Origin of the sequence: Parabacteroides sp. AF19-14, from assembly GCF_003635485.1 — a bacterium.
In the GTDB taxonomy this organism is placed as follows: domain Bacteria; phylum Bacteroidota; class Bacteroidia; order Bacteroidales; family Tannerellaceae; genus Parabacteroides; species Parabacteroides distasonis.
Genome location: NZ_QTMJ01000010.1, coordinates 139,943 through 160,510, shown reverse-complemented (window position 1 = coordinate 160,510; position 20,568 = coordinate 139,943). Strand labels below are relative to the sequence as shown.

The window sequence follows — 20,568 nt, the reverse complement described above, 5'->3', positions numbered from 1 at the left end:
GCATGGAAAGGACGGAAATAGATGCTGTCAGAAGGATGCCGCTTACGGATTTTCTCGCACGGCTGGGGCATGAGCCTGTTAGAAGGAGCAGTAACGAGCTGTGGTATCTTGCCCCGTACAGGGGCGAGCGCACACCCTCTTTCCGTGTGAACGTGGCGAAACAGCTCTGGTACGACTTCGGTTTGGGCAAGGGCGGCGACATCTTCACGCTTGCCGGGGAGTTTCTGCAAAGCGATGACTTCATGAAGCAAGCGAAGTTCATAGCGGAAGCCGCCAATATGACGGTTGCCGGATGGGAAAAGCCCGCCTATCTCCCGAAGCCGACCGAACCCGTCTTTGAGGATGTGGAGGTCGCTCCGTTACTTCGCTCACCGTTGACGGACTATCTGGCGGAACGTGGCATACCCATCGCCATCACATCCCGTCACTGTTGCCGTCTGAACTACAGTGTGCGTGGAAAACGGTATTTTGCTGTCGGTTTCCTGAATATGGCAGGTGGATATGAAGTCCGAAGCCGATTTTTCAAGGGGTGCATCCCGCCAAAAGATGTGTCTTTGGCAAGGACGAAGGAAATCCCGGCTGACGAGTGCCTCGTGTTTGAGGGCTTCATGGACTTTCTCTCCGCTGTGACGCTTGGCGTAACCGGTAACGCTGACTGCCTTGTTCTGAACTCTGTCGCCAACGTGGAGAAGGCGGCGGAATTGCTGGACGGCTACGGGCGCATCGGATGCTTCCTTGACCGTGACGAAGCCGGACGGCGGACGCTTGACGCTCTTGCCAAACGGTATGGGGCGCGTGTCGCCGACCGTTCCTCCCTCTATGACGGTTGCAAGGACTTGAATGAGTACCTGCAACGGACAACGAAAAAACAGAAAAACAATCATCTAAAAATCGAAGAACAATGAACATACTGAACAACAGAAACAAGAGTACAAACATCTTTAAGGTGGTGGCGTTATGCCTGATAGCCGCTGTGTCATTCACCCTCGTGTCGTGCGATGACGACATGGACATCCAACAGTCCTATCCCTTCACGGTGGAGGTCATGCCCGTGCCGAACAAGGTGACAAAGGGGCAGACGGTGGAAATCCGCTGTGAACTGAAAAAGGAGGGCGACTTCGCTAACACGCTTTATACCATCCGCTATTTTCAGTTTGAGGGAGAAGGAAAGTTGAAAATGGATAACGGCATCACCTTCCTGCCCAACGACCGCTACCTGCTGGAGAACGAAAAGTTCCGCCTGTACTACACGGCGGAGGGCGAAGAGGCGCACAACTTTATTGTGGTGGTGGAGGACAACTTCGGCAACTCCTTCGAGCTGGAATTTGACTTCAACAACCGGAATGTAAAGGATGACGGTTTGACCATCGTTCCCATCGGCAACTTCAGCCCCTTGCTGAAATGATGCGTGTATTCATGGTAATGCTCTGTTCGCTTATGGCGGTCTGTTCCGTGTCCGCACGGATCAGCCGCCGAGAGGGAATGGACGGGCAGGCGGCAATCTACCGTTTGCCACTTTTCGAGAGGGCGGTGTGCTGCACGAAATATTTTGAGGGCTGGCACTCGGAAAAACACCACCCATACGTGGGTTGGGGTCACAAAATTCTGCCGGACGAAAGATATTCGGCACGAACCATGACGAAGCGGCAGGCGGACGTGCTTCTGCGGAAAGACTTGCGGAAGTTCTGCGCGATGTTCCGGCAGTTCGGGAAAGACAGCCTTTTACTCGCCACGCTTGCCTACAACGTGGGTCCATACCGGCTTTTGGGTAGCAAGACAATCCCCAAAAGCACCTTGATAAAGAAGTTGGAGGCTGGCGACAGGAACATCTACCATGAATATATTGCTTTTTGCAGTTACAAGGGAAAACGCCATGCCATGCTGCTCACACGGAGAAAGGTGGAGTTTGCGCTGCTGTATATCCCGTGATTGATGCAAAATTCGTAAAAAAAATAATTACCTCTGTTTTATAATTCAAGAGCAGGGGTAATTATGTATCACCTCAATATTACTTTAGTTGTATTATTTTATGATAACATTTTGTCATTCAGTATAAAATGCCTAATTTTGCGTCCAAAGACAGAACAATTATGAATAATAAATTAAATATAAAAATAGAACAATTAAAGAACATCAATAATATTGAGTTAAATCTACCAATAGAAACAGGACTTTATGCTATAACTGGAGCTAATGGAACAGGCAAAAGTACTATCATGACAGTCATTTCTAAGGTTGTACGTAACTCTGCATTCAATGTTTTTCAACCTCATGATTATTCATCTAATAGTAAAATCACAATATCCTATGATGGAAAAGAAAATTCTTGGACAAAAGCCAGTAGAGGATGGAGTTGTAGTTCAACTGATATAATATCTCTAAAAGGTTTTTATGAAGGTAGCATAATACATGGAATGCGTTTTATAGATGCAAATTATGATACATTACTAAAAGCTGAAAGAGTTAATAATACAATTTTAACTGATGCAGATTCGTTTGTTTCGCGCAATTTAAGTTATATTTTGCATGGAAATTATGATTTCTATACAAATCTTAAACGCATTAAAAATAGAACATTAGCACAACTTAAAGCGTTCAAAGGAATTCCATATTTCATTGAAGGAACTAATGGAATAGTTAATCAGTTTTGTATGAGTGCAGGAGAAAATATGTTGATTAGCTTATTGCATATGTTGAATGTTGTCATTGTTCGCCCTGCAAAGTCTGAAGATGTACGGCTTATATTGATAGATGAAATTGAATTAGCATTGCATCCATCTGCAATCATGAGGTTAGTTGATTTTTTGCAAAAATTGGCTACAGAGTATAATCTTGCTATATATTTTTCAAGTCATTCAATAGAATTACTTAGGAAAATAAAGCCTTCAAATATTTTTCATTTACAAAAGGAGTTGGATAATATCGCTATTGTAAATCCATGTTATCCATCATATGCAACACGAGATATTTATCAACATTCGGGATACGATTTTCTTATTTTAGTAGAGGATGTGTTGGCTAAATATATATTGGAGAATATAATTGATGAAAATGCCTTGTATAAAAGTAAATTGATTAATATTCTACCAAGTGGTGGTTGGGAGAATGTGTTAAAAATGCAAGATGATATTTGTAAGTCAAATTTAGCAGGGGTTGGAACAAAAGTATTAAGTGTTCTTGATGGTGATGTAAAACCGGATTTTGAACAACTATATAAGCAAAAGGGATTATATACTAATTTAACAATAAATTTTCTGCCAATACATAGTTTGGAAAAATACCTACATGAAAAAATTATTGTAAATAAAGATGCTGATTTTTTCAAGGAAATAGGTGACCGTTTTTTCAAAGTTAAATCACTAAAAGAAGTGGTGGATAGTTTAATCAAAAAGAATGACGACAAGGCGTTTTATAATTACCTCATTAAAAACTTAAAAGAACAAGGAATAGAAGAAAATGTATTTGTTCAAAAAGTTTGTGAAATGATATATCGAAAGGAAGATATGTCTAAACTACTAACATTCTTACAAAAAACATTTCAAAATTAAAATACTTAATGATTATTTCGGAAAAATCCGATGAAGCCGCCAACTTCATTGGATTTTCCGCTTTTCATACATTCGGGATTGTTCCCGTGTCTATCACGCCACCGTCCCTGCAATGCTCAATGCTACCGGGCGTAAACCCCATGCTCCCAATTGCGATGTGGCTAATATAGTCCGCATACTCCTGACCTTGAAAATTCCTTCCCGTAAGGTTTCTGAAAATCATCTTTATGCTTATGCCGTCGTTGCTGTGCAAGATGATTTTTCCGTTCTGTCTGATTGCTTCCATGATTAAAACTTGTTTTTGTAAATTGTATCACAGATTGGAACTTGGGCTTTTTGCTACTTTTGTGCCGCCCACTGCTCACTGACAAAAGTAGCGGGCGGCGATTTTACCGCCCGTTCCTCTTCTTAAAAGCGTGTGTAAAGTCCCGTCACCATCGTGAACATTTCCTCCAGCATATCAAAATAGATACCCTCGTGTACGGCAATGTCCTTCGTCCTGCACTCGAATGTCTTTTTGCTGAATGTCCTGCGGTAGAAGCGCATATTGTAGAGATCTGCCCCCGCATCATAGATGATGTCAAGGCGGTTGGCACTTGTCTTGTTCCTTGCAAGGCTCATCCGTAAGCCGTTGCCCATATTGATGTAATCTCGGCTACCTGTCATGGCGGTAAAGCGTTTTCCACCTATCTGCTGTAATATCGTCTGTGCTATCATATTCGTTGTTTTTAGGGTTTTAAGTGCTGGCGGTGCGGACACCGCCAACTTGTTCAAAATTCTCGCATCTCGGCAATGGGTGTCTGCCGTTGCAGCCACTCCTTCACACACTCCATATTGTACTCGCTCGTGATGACTGCCGTATGGCTGTCGGTGGCGGTGAAACGTGTGCTTTCGTAATCATCTATCCACCCTTTGAGGGTGTCCGTTCCCCACGCTTGGGCATCGTCAAAGATACCGTCCAATGCCGCGATAGGTTCGCTGAATTTGACTATCAGCGTTTGATAGGTCGTGTTCATCGGTTGCCCTCCTTTCCCTGCTTTGCGTTCAGCCACTTGTTCCTTGCGGTTCGGCACTCGTCCAATGTGGGTTTGACACAAGTGAACAGTTCTCCGTCCGTATGGCGGTAGTCGTACTGCACAAGTGTCCGCTTGCGTCTGCCGATACCCGATTGGAAACGCTCATATTTCTCCGTCCCTGCTTCCGTACAGGTGCTTACTCCGTTGATGGTCATTCGTGTTGCCATAATGTTGCTTTTTAGATGATTAAAAATGTACTGACAGAACTCTGTTCTTCATCACTATTTCGGGGTTGCTCGTGTAGCGTTGGTGCAGGTAGAAATGGTGAGAGCCGAAGCCGTAAAGGAAAAACTTGTCAAGTTCGTGCTTCTCGGCAAACTCCTTTACGCTCTTTCTTAATCCCTCCTCACTTGTTGAGAGAGTGAGGAGATTTACAAATTCAAGGAACAAGGTGGGGATTTTATCGTCCCACACACAAATCATGCTTTCGATTCTTACTTCCATATCAATGTTGTTTTAGGGTTTATGCTATGCCGCTTTCATCCGCTCACGGATAAGGTTGGCGTTCTTGTTCACAAGGTCTATGATGCGCTCGTGGTATTCGGTGTCTTGGTTGTACTTGCCGTGGCACTGCACCACCTTGAGTGTCCGCAAATCCACCTCTACGGTTTCAATTATCTCACCGCCAATCCTTGCCGAGAGTATGAGGGTGTCGGCTTTCTTGTAGTATTCACTGCCGAACACGCAGATGTTCTGTGCCTTGCCCTCGCTGTAATACTCGTCTATGCTTTCAAGTACCTTGACGATTATTTCCTCGTCAGTGATTACCAATCCGAAGAATTTGGATTTGTTGGCAATGAAATCCTCCGCATCTTTTTCCCTTTGCAGTTGCCGCTGTTGTTCACGCTCACGCCTTTCAATCTCCCAGCGGCGGCGTTGTTCGGCCCGTTCCTTCTCGTGTATGGCTTCAATCTTTCGAGTTGCGTTGTCGTGTGCCGCCATGAAATCTTCGGGGCAGATGTTCTTCGGGTTGCGGAGGTCTTGACCGAGTTTGTTGAGCATACGCAGATAGTCGCACCACATGGAGAAGTTGTCTATCCGATACTTGTGACGCTTGGCAATCAGATATGATGCCCAGCATTCATCGGCAGTACGGGCATTGAAAAGAAAGTGTTTCATGACCTCAATCTCATCGCCTTTCATAAGGGTTTCAATTCTTGGGTCTGAAAGCAAGGCTTTGAAAAGACGCACGGGGGAAATGCCGTGGAAATCGCCCTTGAAGCCGTTGCGTCTGAGTTGGGGTAATACCCTCATCTTAGGATATGCACAGCTTCTTGCCACAACATCATCGTATAGGCTGTTGTGCGGTCTTATCTCCATCGCGCTGCACAATGCCCATACATCGCAGTAATAGAATGTGAAGCCACGGAGCAACGCCATGTCCGTAACCTTACCGTCGGGTGAAATCCAACGCTGCACAACCTCGTGGCAATAGAAGTGCATCGGCTCGCCTTTCCTGCTCTCGCATCTGACCTGCGCCACACGGATTACCTGATAGCCTTTGCAGGTGGTTATCACGCTGAAATACTGCGTTTCCTTGTAGATACGTTTGCGTGTGTCCTGCACTTTGAGTTTGGCATAGCATTTGGGGCAGGTACAGCCTTCAAGGGTGTCGCACAGTACGCTGTTGCTGTACCACTCGTGACCGCAGTCGGAGCAGGTAATGTTCCCTTTCTTGGTGCGGTAGCCGATATGTTCAATACAGTGGCGGTATGCCCAATCTATTTGTGTCGCTGATATGGGGCGAAGGTTGGCTGAAAGTCTTGCCACCTTTTTCTGTATCTTGGTCTTCGGTTTCATAAGCCTAAATCAAATAATGAGGGTTGGGATTGGGTTACTTTTCTCGCTGGCGGTCTGTTGCGGTTTTGCAACTTGCGGAGTTCCTCCTCTTGGTATCTGCGAGCTGCGTTCTGACGTGCCTCCGCCTTTTCCTCTTCCGTGAGTTCCACAACATGGTTCACCACCACTTGGCAGTTCATAGGTTTGCCCACCTCTATCTCGTTTTCCTCATAGTAGTGGATGGCTTGCCCGAATATCTCTCCGTCCGTGAAGCCGCTGCAACCGCTTTTCTGCACATAGTTCAGAATGTGGGTCACGCACTCGTCTATGTTTTTGGCAGGGTTGCGGTACTTCTTCGCAAAGAGCGTATCTTCCTCCGCCCGCTGTTCCAGATACATTTGTATCGTTCTTTTGAAATGGTCTGTTCCTTTCATATCGCTGTCGTTTTTAGATTGTCTGTTTAAGTCTCTCTCTCCAATAGGTCGGCTCTACCTCGCTGAGAAGGAAGTCCATGAAGTCCCTCCGTGTGTCCTTGTTCAGTTCGTGGTACAATCTTCGGAAAGTTTCAAAATTACCGTTGATGTACGTTTCCACCATATACACGAAGATGTTGTCCACCTCGTAATATCTGCACTGCTGCGCTACCGTCTTGCTGTTTCTCTTTGCCATGTCGGTAAGGGTTAAAGGGTGAATAACCAAAGGATGAAGCCGAAGTAGGCAATGGTGGAAAGGATAGCCACGATTACACCTATCGCCACTCGGAACACTCCGTTTATAATCTCTCTGATGATGTCCCAAAGGATGCCGAACACCCCGAAGGCGGTGCGCATCATCAAGCCGCATATCGCCAACCCGATGTATTGCGCCACTTGTCTGAAATTTGCCGTTGCCGTCATATCTTCGCTGTTTTTGATTTTTTTGTTTTTTATGCGGATTCAAGAGCTGAGGGAGTTGAGTTTCAAACTATCTTATCTGCCTCTCGTTTATCCGACATTTTTTTTATGCGTCTTTCTGTCGCATCGGTCGTTTTCGTTTCGGGTGCTTGAAAAGGTAGGGATTAGGGAATGCAAGGTTTTTCGGGGAAATACTACCCGAAGGGCTGGAGATTTCCGCAGAAAACAGGAGGCTTGACCTTGCTTTCCCGTCCAATCCCGGAATTACCTTTGCGCCCTGAACGAAAATGACTGACTGATGCGGCTCACTGAAAGGCGCAAAATGGAGGTAAACGAAACCAGAGGCAGATTGGGTAGAAAAAACTTCAGGGGAAAATCCGTAAAAAAGGAATCACCAAAAGGAAAAAGACATCACCGGAAGCGTGAAAAGGGCAAACCACAACAAAGGGAGTATGATTGTTTTCCGATCCGACGGGACTTGTCCAGCCGGGTGGCAACAATCATTCTTCCCGGATTGCCCGCTGTGTGTGGCCGCTTGTTTCATTTATGGGGCAGGCTGACACTCTCTGCATTCACTTTCCGCTTCCGGCACAAAAAACAGCTAAAAAAGAAAAATCATCTGGTAGCCCGTAAAAGCACCTCTTGGCATAGACGCAAAAGAAAGGGGCATTGCTTCATCAGTCTAAACATCGTTTAGGCGTGAGGCAATGCCCTTTTCTCTGGCTATGCGGTAGTCGGCACACGTTTGTTCTAAACTCGTTTTGGGCAATGGTGTTCCGACGAACAATACCGCTTTTACGGAAAAACTAATGAATGAGGTGATAAAAAATCCGGGAGTTTATATCAAAATCTCGGATAAAATAGCTACTTTTGCATACAAAGAGTTCTTTGAAGGTTACGCGACGCGCAGAAGGATAATGCAGTAGATAACTAACTAAATCGTAACCTATTACTATCAAGAGCAATTAACCTACGCTCATTTTCAATAAATTACACTCTTTTCGTAACTTCACGACGCAAAAATACAAAACAGTTGACAATTGACAGTTGACAATTGACAATTATTTAGTTTTCTCTATTAATTTGTCAATTTACTTCTCTAATTGTCAATTGCCAACTACTAACGGTCAACTATTAAAACAAACTCCAAGCCACCGTCAATCCCGCCATCACGATCGCTACCATGCTCATCAGCTTGATAAGGATATTCAAACTCGGGCCGGAAGTGTCTTTGAACGGATCGCCAACCGTATCGCCGACAACGGTTGCCTTATGCGCCTCGCTACCCTTGCCGCCGTGGTTTCCTTCCTCGATGAATTTCTTCGCGTTATCCCATGCTCCTCCGGCGTTCGCCATGAATACGGCTAATACGAAGCCCGTGCTTAATCCACCGATCAATAATCCGACAACACCCGTCACACCAAATATGAGTCCGGTTAAGATGGGGGCGATAATAGCTAAAACGGAGGGAAGTACCATTTCGTGTTGCGCTCCTTTCGTCGAGATCTCAACGCAACGGGCATAATCCGGTTGTGCCTCTCCAGTCAGAATACCCTTGATTTCCTTGAACTGACGGCGAACTTCCTCCACCATGTGCCCGGCCGCACGCCCTACAGCATTCATCGTAAGGCCACAGAACATGAATGCCATCATGGAACCTAGGAACATTCCGGCCAGCACCTTCGGATTCATTAAGGTAACATCATAATATACCATAAAGTCCGAGAATGAGGCTTTAGATATTTCGATACTCCTGCCATCGGTAAAATTCAGGACGGTCTCTCCTAAACGGAGCAAACCGATCTTGATCTCTTCTACATAAGAGGCCAACAGAGCCAAGCCGGTTAACGCGGCGGAACCGATAGCGAAACCTTTACCTGTAGCGGCAGTCGTATTTCCTAATGAATCCAATGCGTCTGTACGCTTGCGGACTTCTTTCCCTAGGTTACACATCTCGGCGTTGCCTCCGGCATTATCCGCTATGGGGCCGTAAGCGTCTGTAGCCAACGTAATACCTAAGGTCGATAGCATACCTACGGCCGCTATACCGATTCCGTATAATCCCATGCCCACGTTCGTGAAGTCGAATCCGGAGGCGAACAAGAAGGAACAAATAATACCGACCACGACGGCAAGTACCGGGATGGCCGTAGAGAGCATCCCCAGTCCGAGACCGGAGATAATAACCGTTGCCGGCCCGGTCAGTCCCGCTTCGGAGACGAGCCGGGTCGGTTTATAGGATTGAGAGGTATAATATTCTGTCGCCTGCCCGATCACGATTCCGACTAGCAGACCTACGATCACGGAACAACCGATCCAGAACCAATTCTCCATGCCTAATACATAAAGAATCCCGAACGTGGAGATAGCGATCAATACGGAACTCAAGTTCGTTCCTATGGCTAAGGCTTTCAATAGTTGCTTGATCGTTGCGTTCTCATTCGTACGGACGGCGAAAATACCAATAATAGATAAAATGATACCGACAGCGGCGATAAGCATTGGGGCGACAACCGCCTTATATTGTAATTCTACGCTTCCGGAAGAAACGAACGCGGCGGCTCCCAATGCGGCGGTCGCTAGGATAGAACCGCAATAAGATTCATATAGGTCGGCTCCCATACCGGCGACGTCACCTACATTGTCGCCTACGTTATCGGCGATTGTCGCCGGGTTACGAGGATCATCCTCCGGGATCCCAGCCTCAACTTTACCTACTAAATCCGCTCCGACATCGGCGGCTTTCGTATAAATTCCTCCTCCCACACGTGCGAACAAGGCTTGCGTGGAGGCACCCATTCCGAATGTAAGCATGGTTGTCGTGATAATGGTGAGTTTATGGGTCGGGTCCAAAGCTTCGTCTGGGATGAAAGCATTTAACAGGATATACCAGAATGAGATATCCAGCAATCCAAGTCCTACGACTACTAAGCCCATGACCGCCCCGCTTCGAAAAGCGACTTGTAAGCCTTTGTTCAAGGAAGTGCGGGCAGCGTTCGCCGTACGGGCCGAGGCATAAGTCGCTGTCTTCATGCCTAAGAAACCCGCTAATCCGGAAAAGAAACCTCCTGTCAGGAAGGCGATCGGGACCCATTCGTTTTGCACATGGAAGCCATAGGCCATAATAGAGAATAAGATTACTAGGACAACGAAAACCGAGGCGACTACTTTGTATTGCTGTTTCAGATACGACATCGCCCCTTCACGCACAAAGGAGGCGATCTTTTTCATCAACTCAGTTCCTTCACTCTCTTTCATCATTTGCCTGAAGAAGAACCAGGCAAATGCTAGCGCTAGGACAGACGCTAACGGAATAATCCAGAAAATACTCGTAATCATAACATGGTAGATTTAATGTTATACTTAAGAAAACAATGTGACAACACCTTTGCTTTCCGTGTAAATGTAGCAAAAATAAAAGAGGATGGAAACTTTTTCCCTAATAATAATGTTTCTAATTAAAAAAAACAGCATATTTGTTACCAGATTAAGAGACAAGAAATAAATGGCAGAAGAGACAAACCATAAACCCTATAGGTTGGGCTTGGCGCTTAGCGGAGGCGGAGCGAAAGGTTTTGCGCATATCGGAGTATTCCGGATGATGGAGGAATGCGGGCTGAAGCCGGATATCATAGCCGGTACCAGTGTCGGATCCTTAATGGGCACTTTGTTTGCCGATGGCTATTCGGCGGCGGAGATCCAAGAGCTTTTTACCGGACGTGAGTTCTCGGAATTCGCCCAGTTGCAGATTCCTAAGGCGGGTTTGTTCGATAGTAAGCGCTTTCGTTATTTCTTGAGGCGACACTTGCGGACCAAGAACATCGAGGACTTGCAGATTCCGATGGTGATTGTCGCGACTGATTTGGATAATGGCGAAAGCCATGAATTTAGGAGTGGTCCTATTGTTGAGGCGGTGACAGCTTCTTGTAGTATCCCGATTATTTTCAGTCCTGTAGTCATCAATGGCGTTCATTATGTGGATGGAGGATTATTTCACAACTTTCCGGTCTCCATCATCCGTGAGGAATGTGAGCGTATTATCGGGGTGAACGTAAGCCCGTTGATCCCGCAAAAATATAAGCAGACCATATTCCATATCGCCGAGCGCTCTTATCATTATATGTTCCGGGCAAATACGCTGGAGGATCGAGAGATGTGTGATGTCTTAATAGAGGCGGAGGAGTTTGGCTTATATAAGACATTCGATCTTGAGAATGTAGACGTGATTTGTAATATTGGCTATTCCGCCGCCGCCCGTTGCTTTGAGAAAGTGTTGGATGAGAATAAATATGAAACCTTGGTGAAAGCGATCGCGGCAAGAAAGAAAGGCCTGATGCCGTGACAAATCGTCTGTCTGGACAAAGCGCTTTCCCACAAAAACTTTATATATAGATGAACGCAATGGAACAAAAAAACAAGATGGTAATTTATCAGGTATTCCCGCGTTGGTTTGGGAATCTGCGACCATCTCCTGTAATGAATGGTAGTTTAGCCGAGAATGGAGTGGGTAAGTTTTCGGCTTTTACTCCTTTGGCTTTATCCAAAATCAAAGAACTAGGTGTTACTCATGTATGGTATACAGGGGTGATAGAGCACGCTACAAAAACCGATTACACCATGTTTGGCATCCGGAAAGACCATTCTGCCGTAGTAAAAGGTAAGGCCGGATCTCCATATGCTATAAAAGATTACTATGATATAGATCCGGATTTGGCGGATAATATCCAGAACCGTATGAGTGAGTTCGAGGATTTGGTGAAACGTACGCATGAGGCTGGGATGAAGGTTATTATCGATTTTGTACCCAACCATGTGGCACGTCAATATTTCTCGGACGCACGGGAACCTTTCGTGGAGGACTTAGGTCAAACGGATAATGTGTCCAAGGCTTTTGATGTGAATAATAACTTTTATTATCTTCCGGGACAGACCTTGACGCTTCGTTTTGATCCGCAGCGTGAGGAGGATTTTGCCTATAGTGAGTTTCCGGCGAAGGTGACCGGTAACAATCATTTCGATGCCTATCCAAGCCAGAACGATTGGTATGAAACGGTGAAGCTGAACTACGGCGTGGATTATATGCACGGTGGTGCTTGCCATTTCAATACCATTCCCAATACGTGGGAGAAAATGTTGGAGATCTTGTTGTTCTGGGCTGATAAGGGGGTGGATGGTTTTCGTTGTGATATGGCTGAGATGGTCCCGGTAGAGTTTTGGAACTGGGTGATTCCTCAGGTGAAGAAGGTGCGTGATGTGATCTTTATAGCGGAGGTGTATAATCCGGATGAGTATAGGAATTATATTTATACGGGACACTTTGATTATTTGTATGACAAGGTTGGTCTTTATGATACGGTTCGTGCGGTGATGTGCGGACAGGCTCCGGCTAGTAATATATCGCATTGTTGGCAATCGTTGGAGGGAATCCAGAAAAATATGTTGAATTTCTTGGAGAATCACGATGAACAGCGTGTCGCTTCTGATTTTTTTGCGGGGGATGCTCGTCCGGGTATTCCGGGCATGATTGTCTCCGCTGCCATGAATACGAATCCGGTTATGATCTATAGTGGTCAGGAACTTGGCGAAAGAGGAATGGACGCGGAAGGTTTCAGTGGACGTGATGGCCGTACGACCATCTTCGATTATTGGAGCGTCGAGAGTTTGCGAAACTGGAATAATAATGGACTCTTTGATGGGGCTAAATTAACGCCGGCAGAACGCTCGTTGCGTGAGATGTACGCTAAGTTATTGAATGTGGTACGATCCGAGCCGGTTATTGTCGAGGGAGCGTTTTATGATTTGATGTACGCGAACTCCGGTAATCCTTATTTCAATCCGAACCGTCAGTATGCGTTCTTGCGCAAATGGAAGAACGAGGTACTTCTGGTGGTCGTGAATTTCGACCGTGCCGACCAATGTGTATGGGTAAATATCCCGGTCGAGGCATTCAAGGCTCTTGATTTTGAGGATAACAAACCGGCTGAATTGACCGACTTGTTAACCGGGGAAACGACTATCAGTACGCTAACAGACGCTTATCCTTATCAAGTGAAACTCCCGGCTTATTCCGGCAAAATGCTAAAGTTCTCTTTTCTCCATAAGTAAGAGCTTTCTTGAAAAGTTTAGGAGTGCTGTATAGATAATTCATTGGTGGAGTTAGGTGGTTGATACGGGACAGCTAGCTTCATCGGGCAAGTAACTTAAGTGAAATGCCAAAGTAACTTAACATACTTGCCCGATGAAGCTAGGTGACTTTTTCCTTTGATTTAAGTTCTACAAACTGCGAAAGTTTTCCAAATATAAAGAGGTTATTGTAAATAAGTTTTGTACTTTTGCGGCACAATTCAAATCTATTCACTTTAAGATAAATATTCGGAATAATGAGTGCACAAACTCCTTTCTTGGTGTTTTCGGGAACGAACTCCCGGTATCTTGCAGAGAAAATTTGCAACAGTTTAGGTTGTCCTCTGGGACAGATGAATATCCAGCACTTTGCCGATGGTGAGTTCTCTGTTTCTTATGAAGAGTCTATCCGCGGTAGAGATGTATTCTTAGTACAATCTACATTCCCTAATTCAGACAATCTGATGGAGTTGCTTCTGATGATTGATGCGGCTAAACGTGCTTCCGCACATTCAATCATCGCTGTAGTCCCTTACTTCGGTTGGGCTCGTCAGGATAGAAAGGATAAGCCTCGTGTTTCTATTGGCGCAAAGTTGATCGCTGATATGTTGAGCACGGCAGGTATCAATCGTTTGATTACGATGGACCTTCATGCGGATCAGATCCAAGGATTCTTTAATGTGCCGGTGGATCACTTATATGCTTCTTCCGTATTCTTGGATTATATCAAGACGTCTTTGCCTTTGGATAACTTGTGTATCGCGACTCCGGATGTTGGTGGTACGAAACGTGCCAGCAGCTATTCTAAGTATTTAGGCTTGCCGATGGTCATTTGCCACAAATCTCGTTTGCGTGCCAATGAGGTGGCCGAGATGCGTATTATCGGTGATGTGACGGGCTTGGATGTCCTTTTGGTTGATGACATGGTGGATACGGCCGGAACAATTACGAAAGCCGCGAACTTGATGTTGGAGAATGGCGCGAAGTCTGTTCGTGCTATCGCCAGCCACGCTGTGATGTCTGATCCGGCTTCTACTCGTGTAGATCAGTCCGCTTTAACGGAAATGATCTTTACGGATTCTATTCCTTACGCTAAGAAATGCGAGAAAGTAAAGGTGTTATCTGTTGCTGACATGTTTGCAGAGGCGATCCGTCGTGTATGTAGTGGTGAGTCTATCAGCTCTTTATATGCTATTTAATAGAATAAGATAGAAAAATAAAAACGGTCGCTTCTTTTTGGAGGCGACCGTTTTTTATTTAGAATAAATCTGAATATGTGTTACTTGGTCTCATCAATAATCATGCCGCTGCCCAGACATAAGTGATGGTCTTTGTCGTAGATTACACTGTATTGGCCAGGAGCGATACCTTGAATCTTTTCGTCGGATTCTACACGATATAGATCTCCGATACGACGGATGTAGCCATGCGTAAATTCCGGGGTATGACGGATCTTGAAAGTGATTTCTTTCTCACCCTCAAATTCTCCCCATGGATCTTCCGTGATGAAATCGAAGCCTTGCATATTGATCACCTTACCATATTGCGTTTCCGGGTCGTAGCCGTTGGAGACATAAATGATATTTCGCTTAATGTCTTTTTGGATAACGAACCAAGGGCCGCCACTTAATCCCAATCCCTTACGTTGGCCGATCGTATGGAACCAATATCCATTGTGTTTACCCAAGACCTTACCCGTCTCTAGTTCCACGATTTTTCCCGGGCGTTTCCCTAAATAACGCTCTATAAAGTCGTTGTAGTTAATCTTGCCTAAGAAGCAAATGCCTTGGCTATCCTTACGCTTGGCACTCGGCAATTTCTGGGCCTCGGCGATGGCACGTACCTCGCTTTTCATTAAATGCCCGATCGGAAACATGAGTTTCTGTATCTGTAGGCGGGTGATTTGCCCTAAGAAATCAGTCTGATCTTTTACCGGGTCCTTGGCGGTAGAAAGCCATATCTTGCCGTCTATCTCCGTGGTCGTGGCATAATGACCGGTAGCGATCTTATCGAAATCCTTGCCCCATTTTTCCTCGAAACAACCGAACTTGATATATTTATTACACATCATATCCGGGTTAGGGGTAAGACCGCGTTTGACAGATTCGATCGTATAGCTTACCACCCGATCCCAATACTCGTCGTGTAAGGAGACGATCTCGAACCGGCATCCATACTTGCGGGCGATATATGAGGTGATCTCGATATCCTCTTCCGCCGGGCAATCGATATAGCCATCCTTGTCTTCCATGCCGATACGGATATAGAAGATGGTCGGATCGTATCCTGCCTCTTTGAGTTGATGCACTACGACAGAGCTGTCTACTCCTCCTGAAACTAATGCCGCTATTTCCATTCTCTTTTTTGTCTTTGCTTTTGAACTTACAAAAGTAGAGAAAAAATCTCAAACCTTTGATATTGACTGTATATTCTCTATCTTTGCGGTTGGCCCTTATTGGAATGCGGGCCTTCAAACTATGTACTTTAGATGTAATATATTATAGGAAAAGCAAATCGTAGTAAGTATGAAAAAAATAATGTTATCGCTTATGACAGCTATGGTTATGACGGCTTGTACAGGCCAACAGTCGGATACGGCATCTCAAAATTCCGATAAGGAGTTCAATTATGTAGTGGATCAGTTCGCTGATCTGGAGATTCTTCGCTATAAAGTTCCGGGTTTCGAATCCCTGTCCTTGCGACAAAAGCAACTATTATATCATCTTTCCGAAGCGGCCTTGATGGGACGTGATATATTCTTCGATCAGAATGGACGCTATAATCTGGCGATCCGCAGGACACTGGAGGCTATTTATACGAATTATAAGGGAGATCGGGAGGACCCTCAATTCAAGGCTTTGGAAACCTATTTGAAACGGGTGTGGTTCTCCAGTGGTATCCATCATCATTATGCGTTGGACAAGTTTGCCCCGGGGTTTTCTCCTGAGTTCTTGATGGATTGTATTCACCAAATCGACACTAAGAAGTTACCTCTTCGTGAGAATCAAAACGTGGATCAGTTCATGATCGAGATCGCTCCGGTAATCTTTGATCCGGGTGTTATGTCAAAGCGTAGCGTACAAAGCGGTGACGGTGATCTGATCAAGGCTTCTTCTAATAATTATTACGGGGGAGGCATTAGTCAAAAAGAGGTAGAGGACTTCTATGCGCAAATGAAGATGGGAAAAGATACGATCTCGCCGATCTCTTACGGGTTGAATAGCCGTTTGGTAAAAGAGAACGGTACGGTCGTTGAAAAGGTTTGGAAAGTAGGAGGGCTTTATTCCGCCGCGATAGAAAAAATCGTAGATCAATTGCGACAAGCCTTGCCTTTCGCCGAGAATGATACGCAGAAAGCGATCATTGGGAAATTGATCGAATATTATCAAACGGGCGATTTGAAGACGTTCGATGCTTATTCGATCCTTTGGGTAGAGGATACAGCTTCGGAGGTGGATTTTGTGAATGGCTTTATCGAGACTTATGGGGATCCGTTAGGAATGAAAGCAAGCTGGGAGTCTACCGTGAATTTTACGAATAAGGAGGCGACTAAGCGTACGAAAATCATCAGTGATAATGCGCAATGGTTTGAGGATCATTCTCCGGTAGATAAGCGTTTCAAGAAAGAGAAGGTGAAAGGAGTTAGCGCTAAGGTAATCACGGTATCTATGTTGGGAGGTGATTGCTATCCGGCTACCCCGATCGGTATCAATTTGCCAAATGCGGATTGGATTCGTAGGGATCATGGCTCGAAGTCTGTTACGATAGAGAATATCACGGAGGCTTATGATAAGGCGTCTCAAGGAAATGGCTTTAGCGAAGAGTTTGTTTGGAGTGACGTGGAGCGGAACGGTATGAGGCAGTACGGTTTCTTAACGGATAATCTACATACGGATTTACATGAGTGTCTGGGACATGGTTCCGGTAAATTGCTGGAAAATACGGACCCGGATGCGCTGAAAGCCTATAGCTCTACACTGGAGGAAACCCGTGCGGATTTGTTTGGCCTGTATTATTTGGCAGATCCGAAGCTGGTGGAACTGGGATTGCTTCCGGACGGCGAGGCTTATAAGTCGGAATACTATAAATATATAATGAATGGCTTGATGACCCAGTTGGTTCGCATCGAGCTAGGCAAGAATGTAGAAGAGGCGCATATGCGTAACCGCCAGTTGATCGCTAAGTGGGCTTACGAGAAAGGGAAGGAAGCGAATGTGATCGAACTGAAAAAACGGAATGGAAAGACCTATGTGGTTGTGAATGACTATCCAAGGTTACGTGAGTTGTTTGGGACATTGCTCGCTGAGATTCAACGTATCAAGAGTGAGGGTGACTATGCGGCCGGAAAGAATCTTGTTGAAGGATACGGCGTGAAAGTAGATCCGGAGTTGCATGCGGAGGTCTTGGAGCGCTATGCTAAGTTAAACTTGGCTCCCTATAAAGGTTTTGTCAACCCTGTGATGAGAGAGGTAAAGAACTCTAACGGTGAGGTTACCGATATTGTCTTAGACTATACGGAAGGTTATACGGACCAGATGCTTCGTTATGGCCGTGATTATTCTTTCTTGCCGACTTATAATGATTAATAGATGGAAAGTTTACAAGACGAGATAAGGGAGATCCGTAAGGAACTTCGTTTGGCGATGAACGGGGTGATTTCTACGAGTATGCGTGAGAAAGGTATCGTATATAAGTTAAATTTCGGGGTTCCGTACCCCGAAATAAAGGGAATCGCCCGTAAGCATAAACCGAATGGAGAGCTAGCGGCGGCTTTATGGAAAGAAGACATCCGTGAGTTTAAGATATTGGCGACCTTTCTCCAACCCGCCGAGACGTTGCCTTTGGATGAGGCGAAACGTTGGGTCAAGGAGATTCCTTATTTAGAGATCGCGGAGCATTGTTGCCGGAACTTGTTCGTTCATCTGCCTTATATGGAGGACTTCACGTCTGATCTGGTTGCTGATAAGAAAAATGAGTTCGCTCGCACGGTCGCCTTTCTTACTTGGGCCGAGAATTTTAAGCGAGGTGGCAGCTTATCTTCTGTGGTTTTAGGATCTTTCTTGGCAGAAACCTTAAGTAGTCTAGCGGAGACTAAGGATTTTAAATCTACGCTGAAAGAGAAACAAGCGTCTATTCAAGCCATGAAGTTTTATGGGCGTCAATCCGAGGGGAATGCGGAAAGGATCCTAGACGGTTTCAAGGAATTTCAGGAGGCTGCGGGAAACACGCCGGAATTACAAGAAATCTATAATGAATTAAAATTCGAGTTTGAATATTATCGGTAAGGCTTTGCGTTTAAAATAAATGCGCTAACTTTGTCGTTTGTGCGGTCTTTAGGAGATGGAAGCGAAAGTTTATACGGAAATACGTGCGTTGTTTACCGAATATCTAACGGAGAAGAAACTGCGGAAAACCGAGGAGAGATATGCTATATTCAAGGAGATATGTGCTTTTCCCGGGCATTTTGATATGTGTATGCTTTCGGATCGGTTGGAGCAAGACAACTTCCATGTCAGTAAGGCTACACTCTATAATACGTTGGATGTACTGGTTGATGCCGGTTTGGTGGTGCGTCATCAAATAACCGTCCAGTCGGTGCAATATGAGTTGAGGATTTATGCCGATACGCATTTGCATTTGGTTTGCACGAGATGCGGGGCCATCCGGGAGCTGCGAAACAGTACGTTGAAAGCGGATATGAGAAACTTGAAAGTCTCTCGTTTTACGCCGGAGTATTATTGTTTGTACATTTATGGCCTATGCAGTAAATGCAAGTTTAAGTTGCAAAGGTCAGTTAAATAAGAATATTAATAGCCTATAATAAATATAGAAAAGATGAAAGTAGACGTTTTGTTAGGATTGCAATGGGGCGACGAGGGCAAAGGCAAGGTTGTCGATGTGCTGACTCCGAATTACGATGTGGTAACTCGTTTTCAAGGAGGCCCTAATGCCGGACATACATTGGAGTTTAACGGGGAAAAGTATGTGTTACGTTCGATTCCTTCCGGTATTTTCCAAGGTGGAAAGATAAACGTAATCGGTAACGGTGTCGTTCTGGACCCGTTATTGTTCAAGCAGGAAGCGGAATCATTGGCAGCGAGTGGTCACGATATCACCAAGCAGCTTTATATCTCTAAGAAAGCTCACCTAATTTTACCTACTCACCGGATCTTGGATGCCGCTTACGAGGCCGCAAAAGGTTCCGGAAAGATCGGTACGACAGGAAAGGGTATCGGCCCGACTTATACGGATAAGATTAGCCGTAACGGTGTTCGTGTGGGCGATTTGTTGCATAACTTCGAAGAGAAATATGCGGCCGCTAAAGCAAAACATGAAGCGATCTTGCGTTCATTGAACTATGAATATGATATAACCGAGATGGAGGCTCAATGGCTGGAGGCCTTGAACTACCTCAAACAATTCAAATTGATTGATAGCGAGCATGTCATCAATAACTATTTGAAGGAAGGCAAGTCGGTCTTGGCGGAAGGCGCTCAAGGTACGATGCTGGATATAGACTTCGGTTCTTATCCATTCGTGACTTCCTCTAACACGATCTGTGCCGGATGTTGTACGGGACTGGGGGTTTCTCCCCGGAATATCGGTGAGGTATATGGAATCTTCAAGGCTTATTGTACACGTGTAGGTAGCGGTCCGTTCCCGACCGAGTTGTTTGATGAGGTGGGAGATAAGATCGGTCAATTAGGCCATGAGTTCGGTGCGGTTACGGGACGTAAACGCCGTTGTGGCTGGATTGATTTGGTAGCCTTGAGATATGCCGTGATGATCAACGGTGTAAGCCAATTGATCATGATGAAGAGTGATGTGTTAGATACCTTCGATACGATCAAGGCTTGCGTGGCTTATAAGATGAACGGTGTCGAGACTAATGAGTTCCCGTATGAGATCGATGATACGATCGAACCTGTATACGTGGAATTACCGGGTTGGAAGACGGATATGACGAAGATGCGGAGCGAGGACGAGTTCCCTGAGGAGTTCAACGCTTACCTTTCTTTCTTGGAGGAAGAACTGGGTGTGCCTGTGAAGATCGTTTCCGTAGGACCGGATCGTGAACAGACGATTGTCAGATATACAGAAGAATAAACTCGTTATAAATCGTACAAAATGGCAGAAGACCACATTCCT

The 20,568-nt window shown here is 45.4% G+C and carries 22 protein-coding genes and 1 pseudogene; 12 read left to right on the top strand and 11 right to left on the bottom strand.

The genetic code is table 11. The features are described from left to right. Nucleotides 1-2: 2 nt before the first annotated feature. The 4 genes from DWX33_RS12060 (at nucleotide 3) to DWX33_RS12045 (ending at nucleotide 3,548) form a co-directional block, all read left to right on the top strand. Entirely contained in the window at nucleotides 3-905 is a 903-nt protein-coding gene (locus tag DWX33_RS12060; protein ID WP_002560971.1) for a toprim domain-containing protein, read from the top strand. Next, nucleotides 902-1,405, top strand: coding sequence for a DUF3872 domain-containing protein (locus DWX33_RS12055; RefSeq protein WP_002560970.1), 504 nt, complete (start codon nucleotides 902-904; stop codon nucleotides 1,403-1,405). The genes DWX33_RS12060 and DWX33_RS12055 overlap by 4 nt, the downstream gene beginning before the upstream one ends. Further along, nucleotides 1,402-1,929, top strand: a complete 528-nt coding sequence (locus tag DWX33_RS12050; RefSeq protein WP_002560969.1) for a hypothetical protein — start codon at nucleotides 1,402-1,404, stop codon at nucleotides 1,927-1,929. The genes DWX33_RS12055 and DWX33_RS12050 overlap by 4 nt, the downstream gene beginning before the upstream one ends. A 161-nt stretch (nucleotides 1,930-2,090) precedes the next feature. Beyond that, entirely contained in the window at nucleotides 2,091-3,548 is a 1,458-nt protein-coding gene (locus tag DWX33_RS12045; RefSeq protein WP_002560968.1) for an ATP-dependent endonuclease, read from the top strand. Nucleotides 3,549-3,612: 64 nt separating this feature from the next. Here DWX33_RS12045 and DWX33_RS12040 read toward each other — a convergent pair whose 3' ends face one another. The 9 genes from DWX33_RS12040 to DWX33_RS12000 form a co-directional block, all read right to left on the bottom strand. Beyond that, nucleotides 3,613-3,834, bottom strand: a complete 222-nt coding sequence (locus DWX33_RS12040; RefSeq protein WP_004356138.1) for a hypothetical protein — start codon at nucleotides 3,832-3,834, stop codon at nucleotides 3,613-3,615. Nucleotides 3,835-3,956: 122 nt separating this feature from the next. Further along, on the bottom strand, nucleotides 3,957-4,265 hold the full coding sequence (locus DWX33_RS12035; RefSeq protein WP_002560966.1) for a hypothetical protein: 309 nt from the start codon (nucleotides 4,263-4,265) through the stop codon (nucleotides 3,957-3,959). A 53-nt stretch (nucleotides 4,266-4,318) separates the two neighbouring features. Beyond that, nucleotides 4,319-4,621, bottom strand: a complete 303-nt coding sequence (locus tag DWX33_RS12030) for a hypothetical protein (RefSeq protein WP_306425397.1) — start codon at nucleotides 4,619-4,621, stop codon at nucleotides 4,319-4,321. Then, a complete protein-coding gene (locus DWX33_RS12025) occupies nucleotides 4,561-4,791 on the bottom strand; it encodes a DUF3873 domain-containing protein (RefSeq protein WP_002560964.1) in 231 nt (76 codons plus the stop codon). Before DWX33_RS12025 ends, DWX33_RS12030 begins: the two co-directional genes overlap by 61 nt. Before the next feature lie 19 nt (nucleotides 4,792-4,810). Beyond that, the gene (locus tag DWX33_RS12020) at nucleotides 4,811-5,068 is read right to left on the bottom strand and encodes a hypothetical protein (protein WP_002560963.1); all 258 of its coding nucleotides are present in this window, start codon (nucleotides 5,066-5,068) and stop codon (nucleotides 4,811-4,813) included. Nucleotides 5,069-5,092: 24 nt separating this feature from the next. Next, nucleotides 5,093-6,424, bottom strand: coding sequence for a PcfJ domain-containing protein (locus DWX33_RS12015; protein ID WP_002560962.1), 1,332 nt, complete (start codon nucleotides 6,422-6,424; stop codon nucleotides 5,093-5,095). Continuing rightward, a complete protein-coding gene (locus DWX33_RS12010; RefSeq protein WP_002560961.1) occupies nucleotides 6,421-6,837 on the bottom strand; it encodes a PcfK-like family protein in 417 nt (138 codons plus the stop codon). Before DWX33_RS12010 ends, DWX33_RS12015 begins: the two co-directional genes overlap by 4 nt. 13 nt (nucleotides 6,838-6,850) lie before the next feature. Then, nucleotides 6,851-7,072: a hypothetical protein gene (locus DWX33_RS12005; protein ID WP_002560960.1), complete on the bottom strand. Its 222-nt coding sequence runs from the start codon at nucleotides 7,070-7,072 to the stop codon at nucleotides 6,851-6,853. An 11-nt stretch (nucleotides 7,073-7,083) separates the two neighbouring features. Beyond that, nucleotides 7,084-7,299, bottom strand: coding sequence for a hypothetical protein (locus DWX33_RS12000; RefSeq protein ID WP_002560959.1), 216 nt, complete (start codon nucleotides 7,297-7,299; stop codon nucleotides 7,084-7,086). A gap of 666 nt (nucleotides 7,300-7,965) precedes the next feature. Here DWX33_RS12000 and DWX33_RS23175 point away from each other — a divergent pair. After that, nucleotides 7,966-8,155 (top strand): annotated as a pseudogene (locus tag DWX33_RS23175) (hypothetical protein). Nucleotides 8,156-8,430: 275 nt separating this feature from the next. On the opposite strand, the gene DWX33_RS11980 reads toward DWX33_RS23175, so the two are convergent. Further along, the gene (locus DWX33_RS11980) at nucleotides 8,431-10,635 is read right to left on the bottom strand and encodes a sodium-translocating pyrophosphatase (protein WP_057327919.1); all 2,205 of its coding nucleotides are present in this window, start codon (nucleotides 10,633-10,635) and stop codon (nucleotides 8,431-8,433) included. A 166-nt stretch (nucleotides 10,636-10,801) separates the two neighbouring features. Between DWX33_RS11980 and DWX33_RS11975 the strand changes: the two genes are divergently transcribed. The 3 genes from DWX33_RS11975 to DWX33_RS11965 all read left to right on the top strand — a co-directional run bounded on the left by DWX33_RS11975 (nucleotide 10,802) and on the right by DWX33_RS11965 (nucleotide 14,618). Further along, nucleotides 10,802-11,638, top strand: coding sequence for a patatin-like phospholipase family protein (locus DWX33_RS11975; RefSeq protein ID WP_005868483.1), 837 nt, complete (start codon nucleotides 10,802-10,804; stop codon nucleotides 11,636-11,638). A gap of 59 nt (nucleotides 11,639-11,697) precedes the next feature. After that, nucleotides 11,698-13,401, top strand: a complete 1,704-nt coding sequence (locus DWX33_RS11970) for an alpha-amylase family glycosyl hydrolase (RefSeq protein ID WP_008777935.1) — start codon at nucleotides 11,698-11,700, stop codon at nucleotides 13,399-13,401. A 275-nt stretch (nucleotides 13,402-13,676) separates the two neighbouring features. Then, entirely contained in the window at nucleotides 13,677-14,618 is a 942-nt protein-coding gene (locus DWX33_RS11965; protein WP_008772599.1) for a ribose-phosphate pyrophosphokinase, read from the top strand. An 80-nt stretch (nucleotides 14,619-14,698) separates the two neighbouring features. Here the strand turns inward: DWX33_RS11965 and mnmA are convergent, their stop codons facing one another. Next, a complete protein-coding gene (mnmA, locus tag DWX33_RS11960) occupies nucleotides 14,699-15,775 on the bottom strand; it encodes a tRNA 2-thiouridine(34) synthase MnmA (protein WP_005868490.1) in 1,077 nt (358 codons plus the stop codon). A gap of 169 nt (nucleotides 15,776-15,944) precedes the next feature. Between mnmA and DWX33_RS11955 the strand changes: the two genes are divergently transcribed. From DWX33_RS11955 to DWX33_RS11940, 4 genes are read left to right on the top strand one after another with little or no spacing between them, the layout of a single operon-like run. Continuing rightward, the gene (locus DWX33_RS11955; protein WP_199713295.1) at nucleotides 15,945-18,005 is read left to right on the top strand and encodes a dihydrofolate reductase; all 2,061 of its coding nucleotides are present in this window, start codon (nucleotides 15,945-15,947) and stop codon (nucleotides 18,003-18,005) included. Between the two features lie 3 nt (nucleotides 18,006-18,008). Further along, the gene (locus tag DWX33_RS11950; protein ID WP_005858799.1) at nucleotides 18,009-18,704 is read left to right on the top strand and encodes a DNA alkylation repair protein; all 696 of its coding nucleotides are present in this window, start codon (nucleotides 18,009-18,011) and stop codon (nucleotides 18,702-18,704) included. Nucleotides 18,705-18,759: 55 nt separating this feature from the next. Further along, entirely contained in the window at nucleotides 18,760-19,221 is a 462-nt protein-coding gene (locus DWX33_RS11945; RefSeq protein WP_022193204.1) for a Fur family transcriptional regulator, read from the top strand. A gap of 33 nt (nucleotides 19,222-19,254) precedes the next feature. Beyond that, a complete protein-coding gene (locus tag DWX33_RS11940) occupies nucleotides 19,255-20,526 on the top strand; it encodes an adenylosuccinate synthase (protein ID WP_057316735.1) in 1,272 nt (423 codons plus the stop codon). The last annotated feature ends 42 nt before the right edge of the window (nucleotides 20,527-20,568 follow it).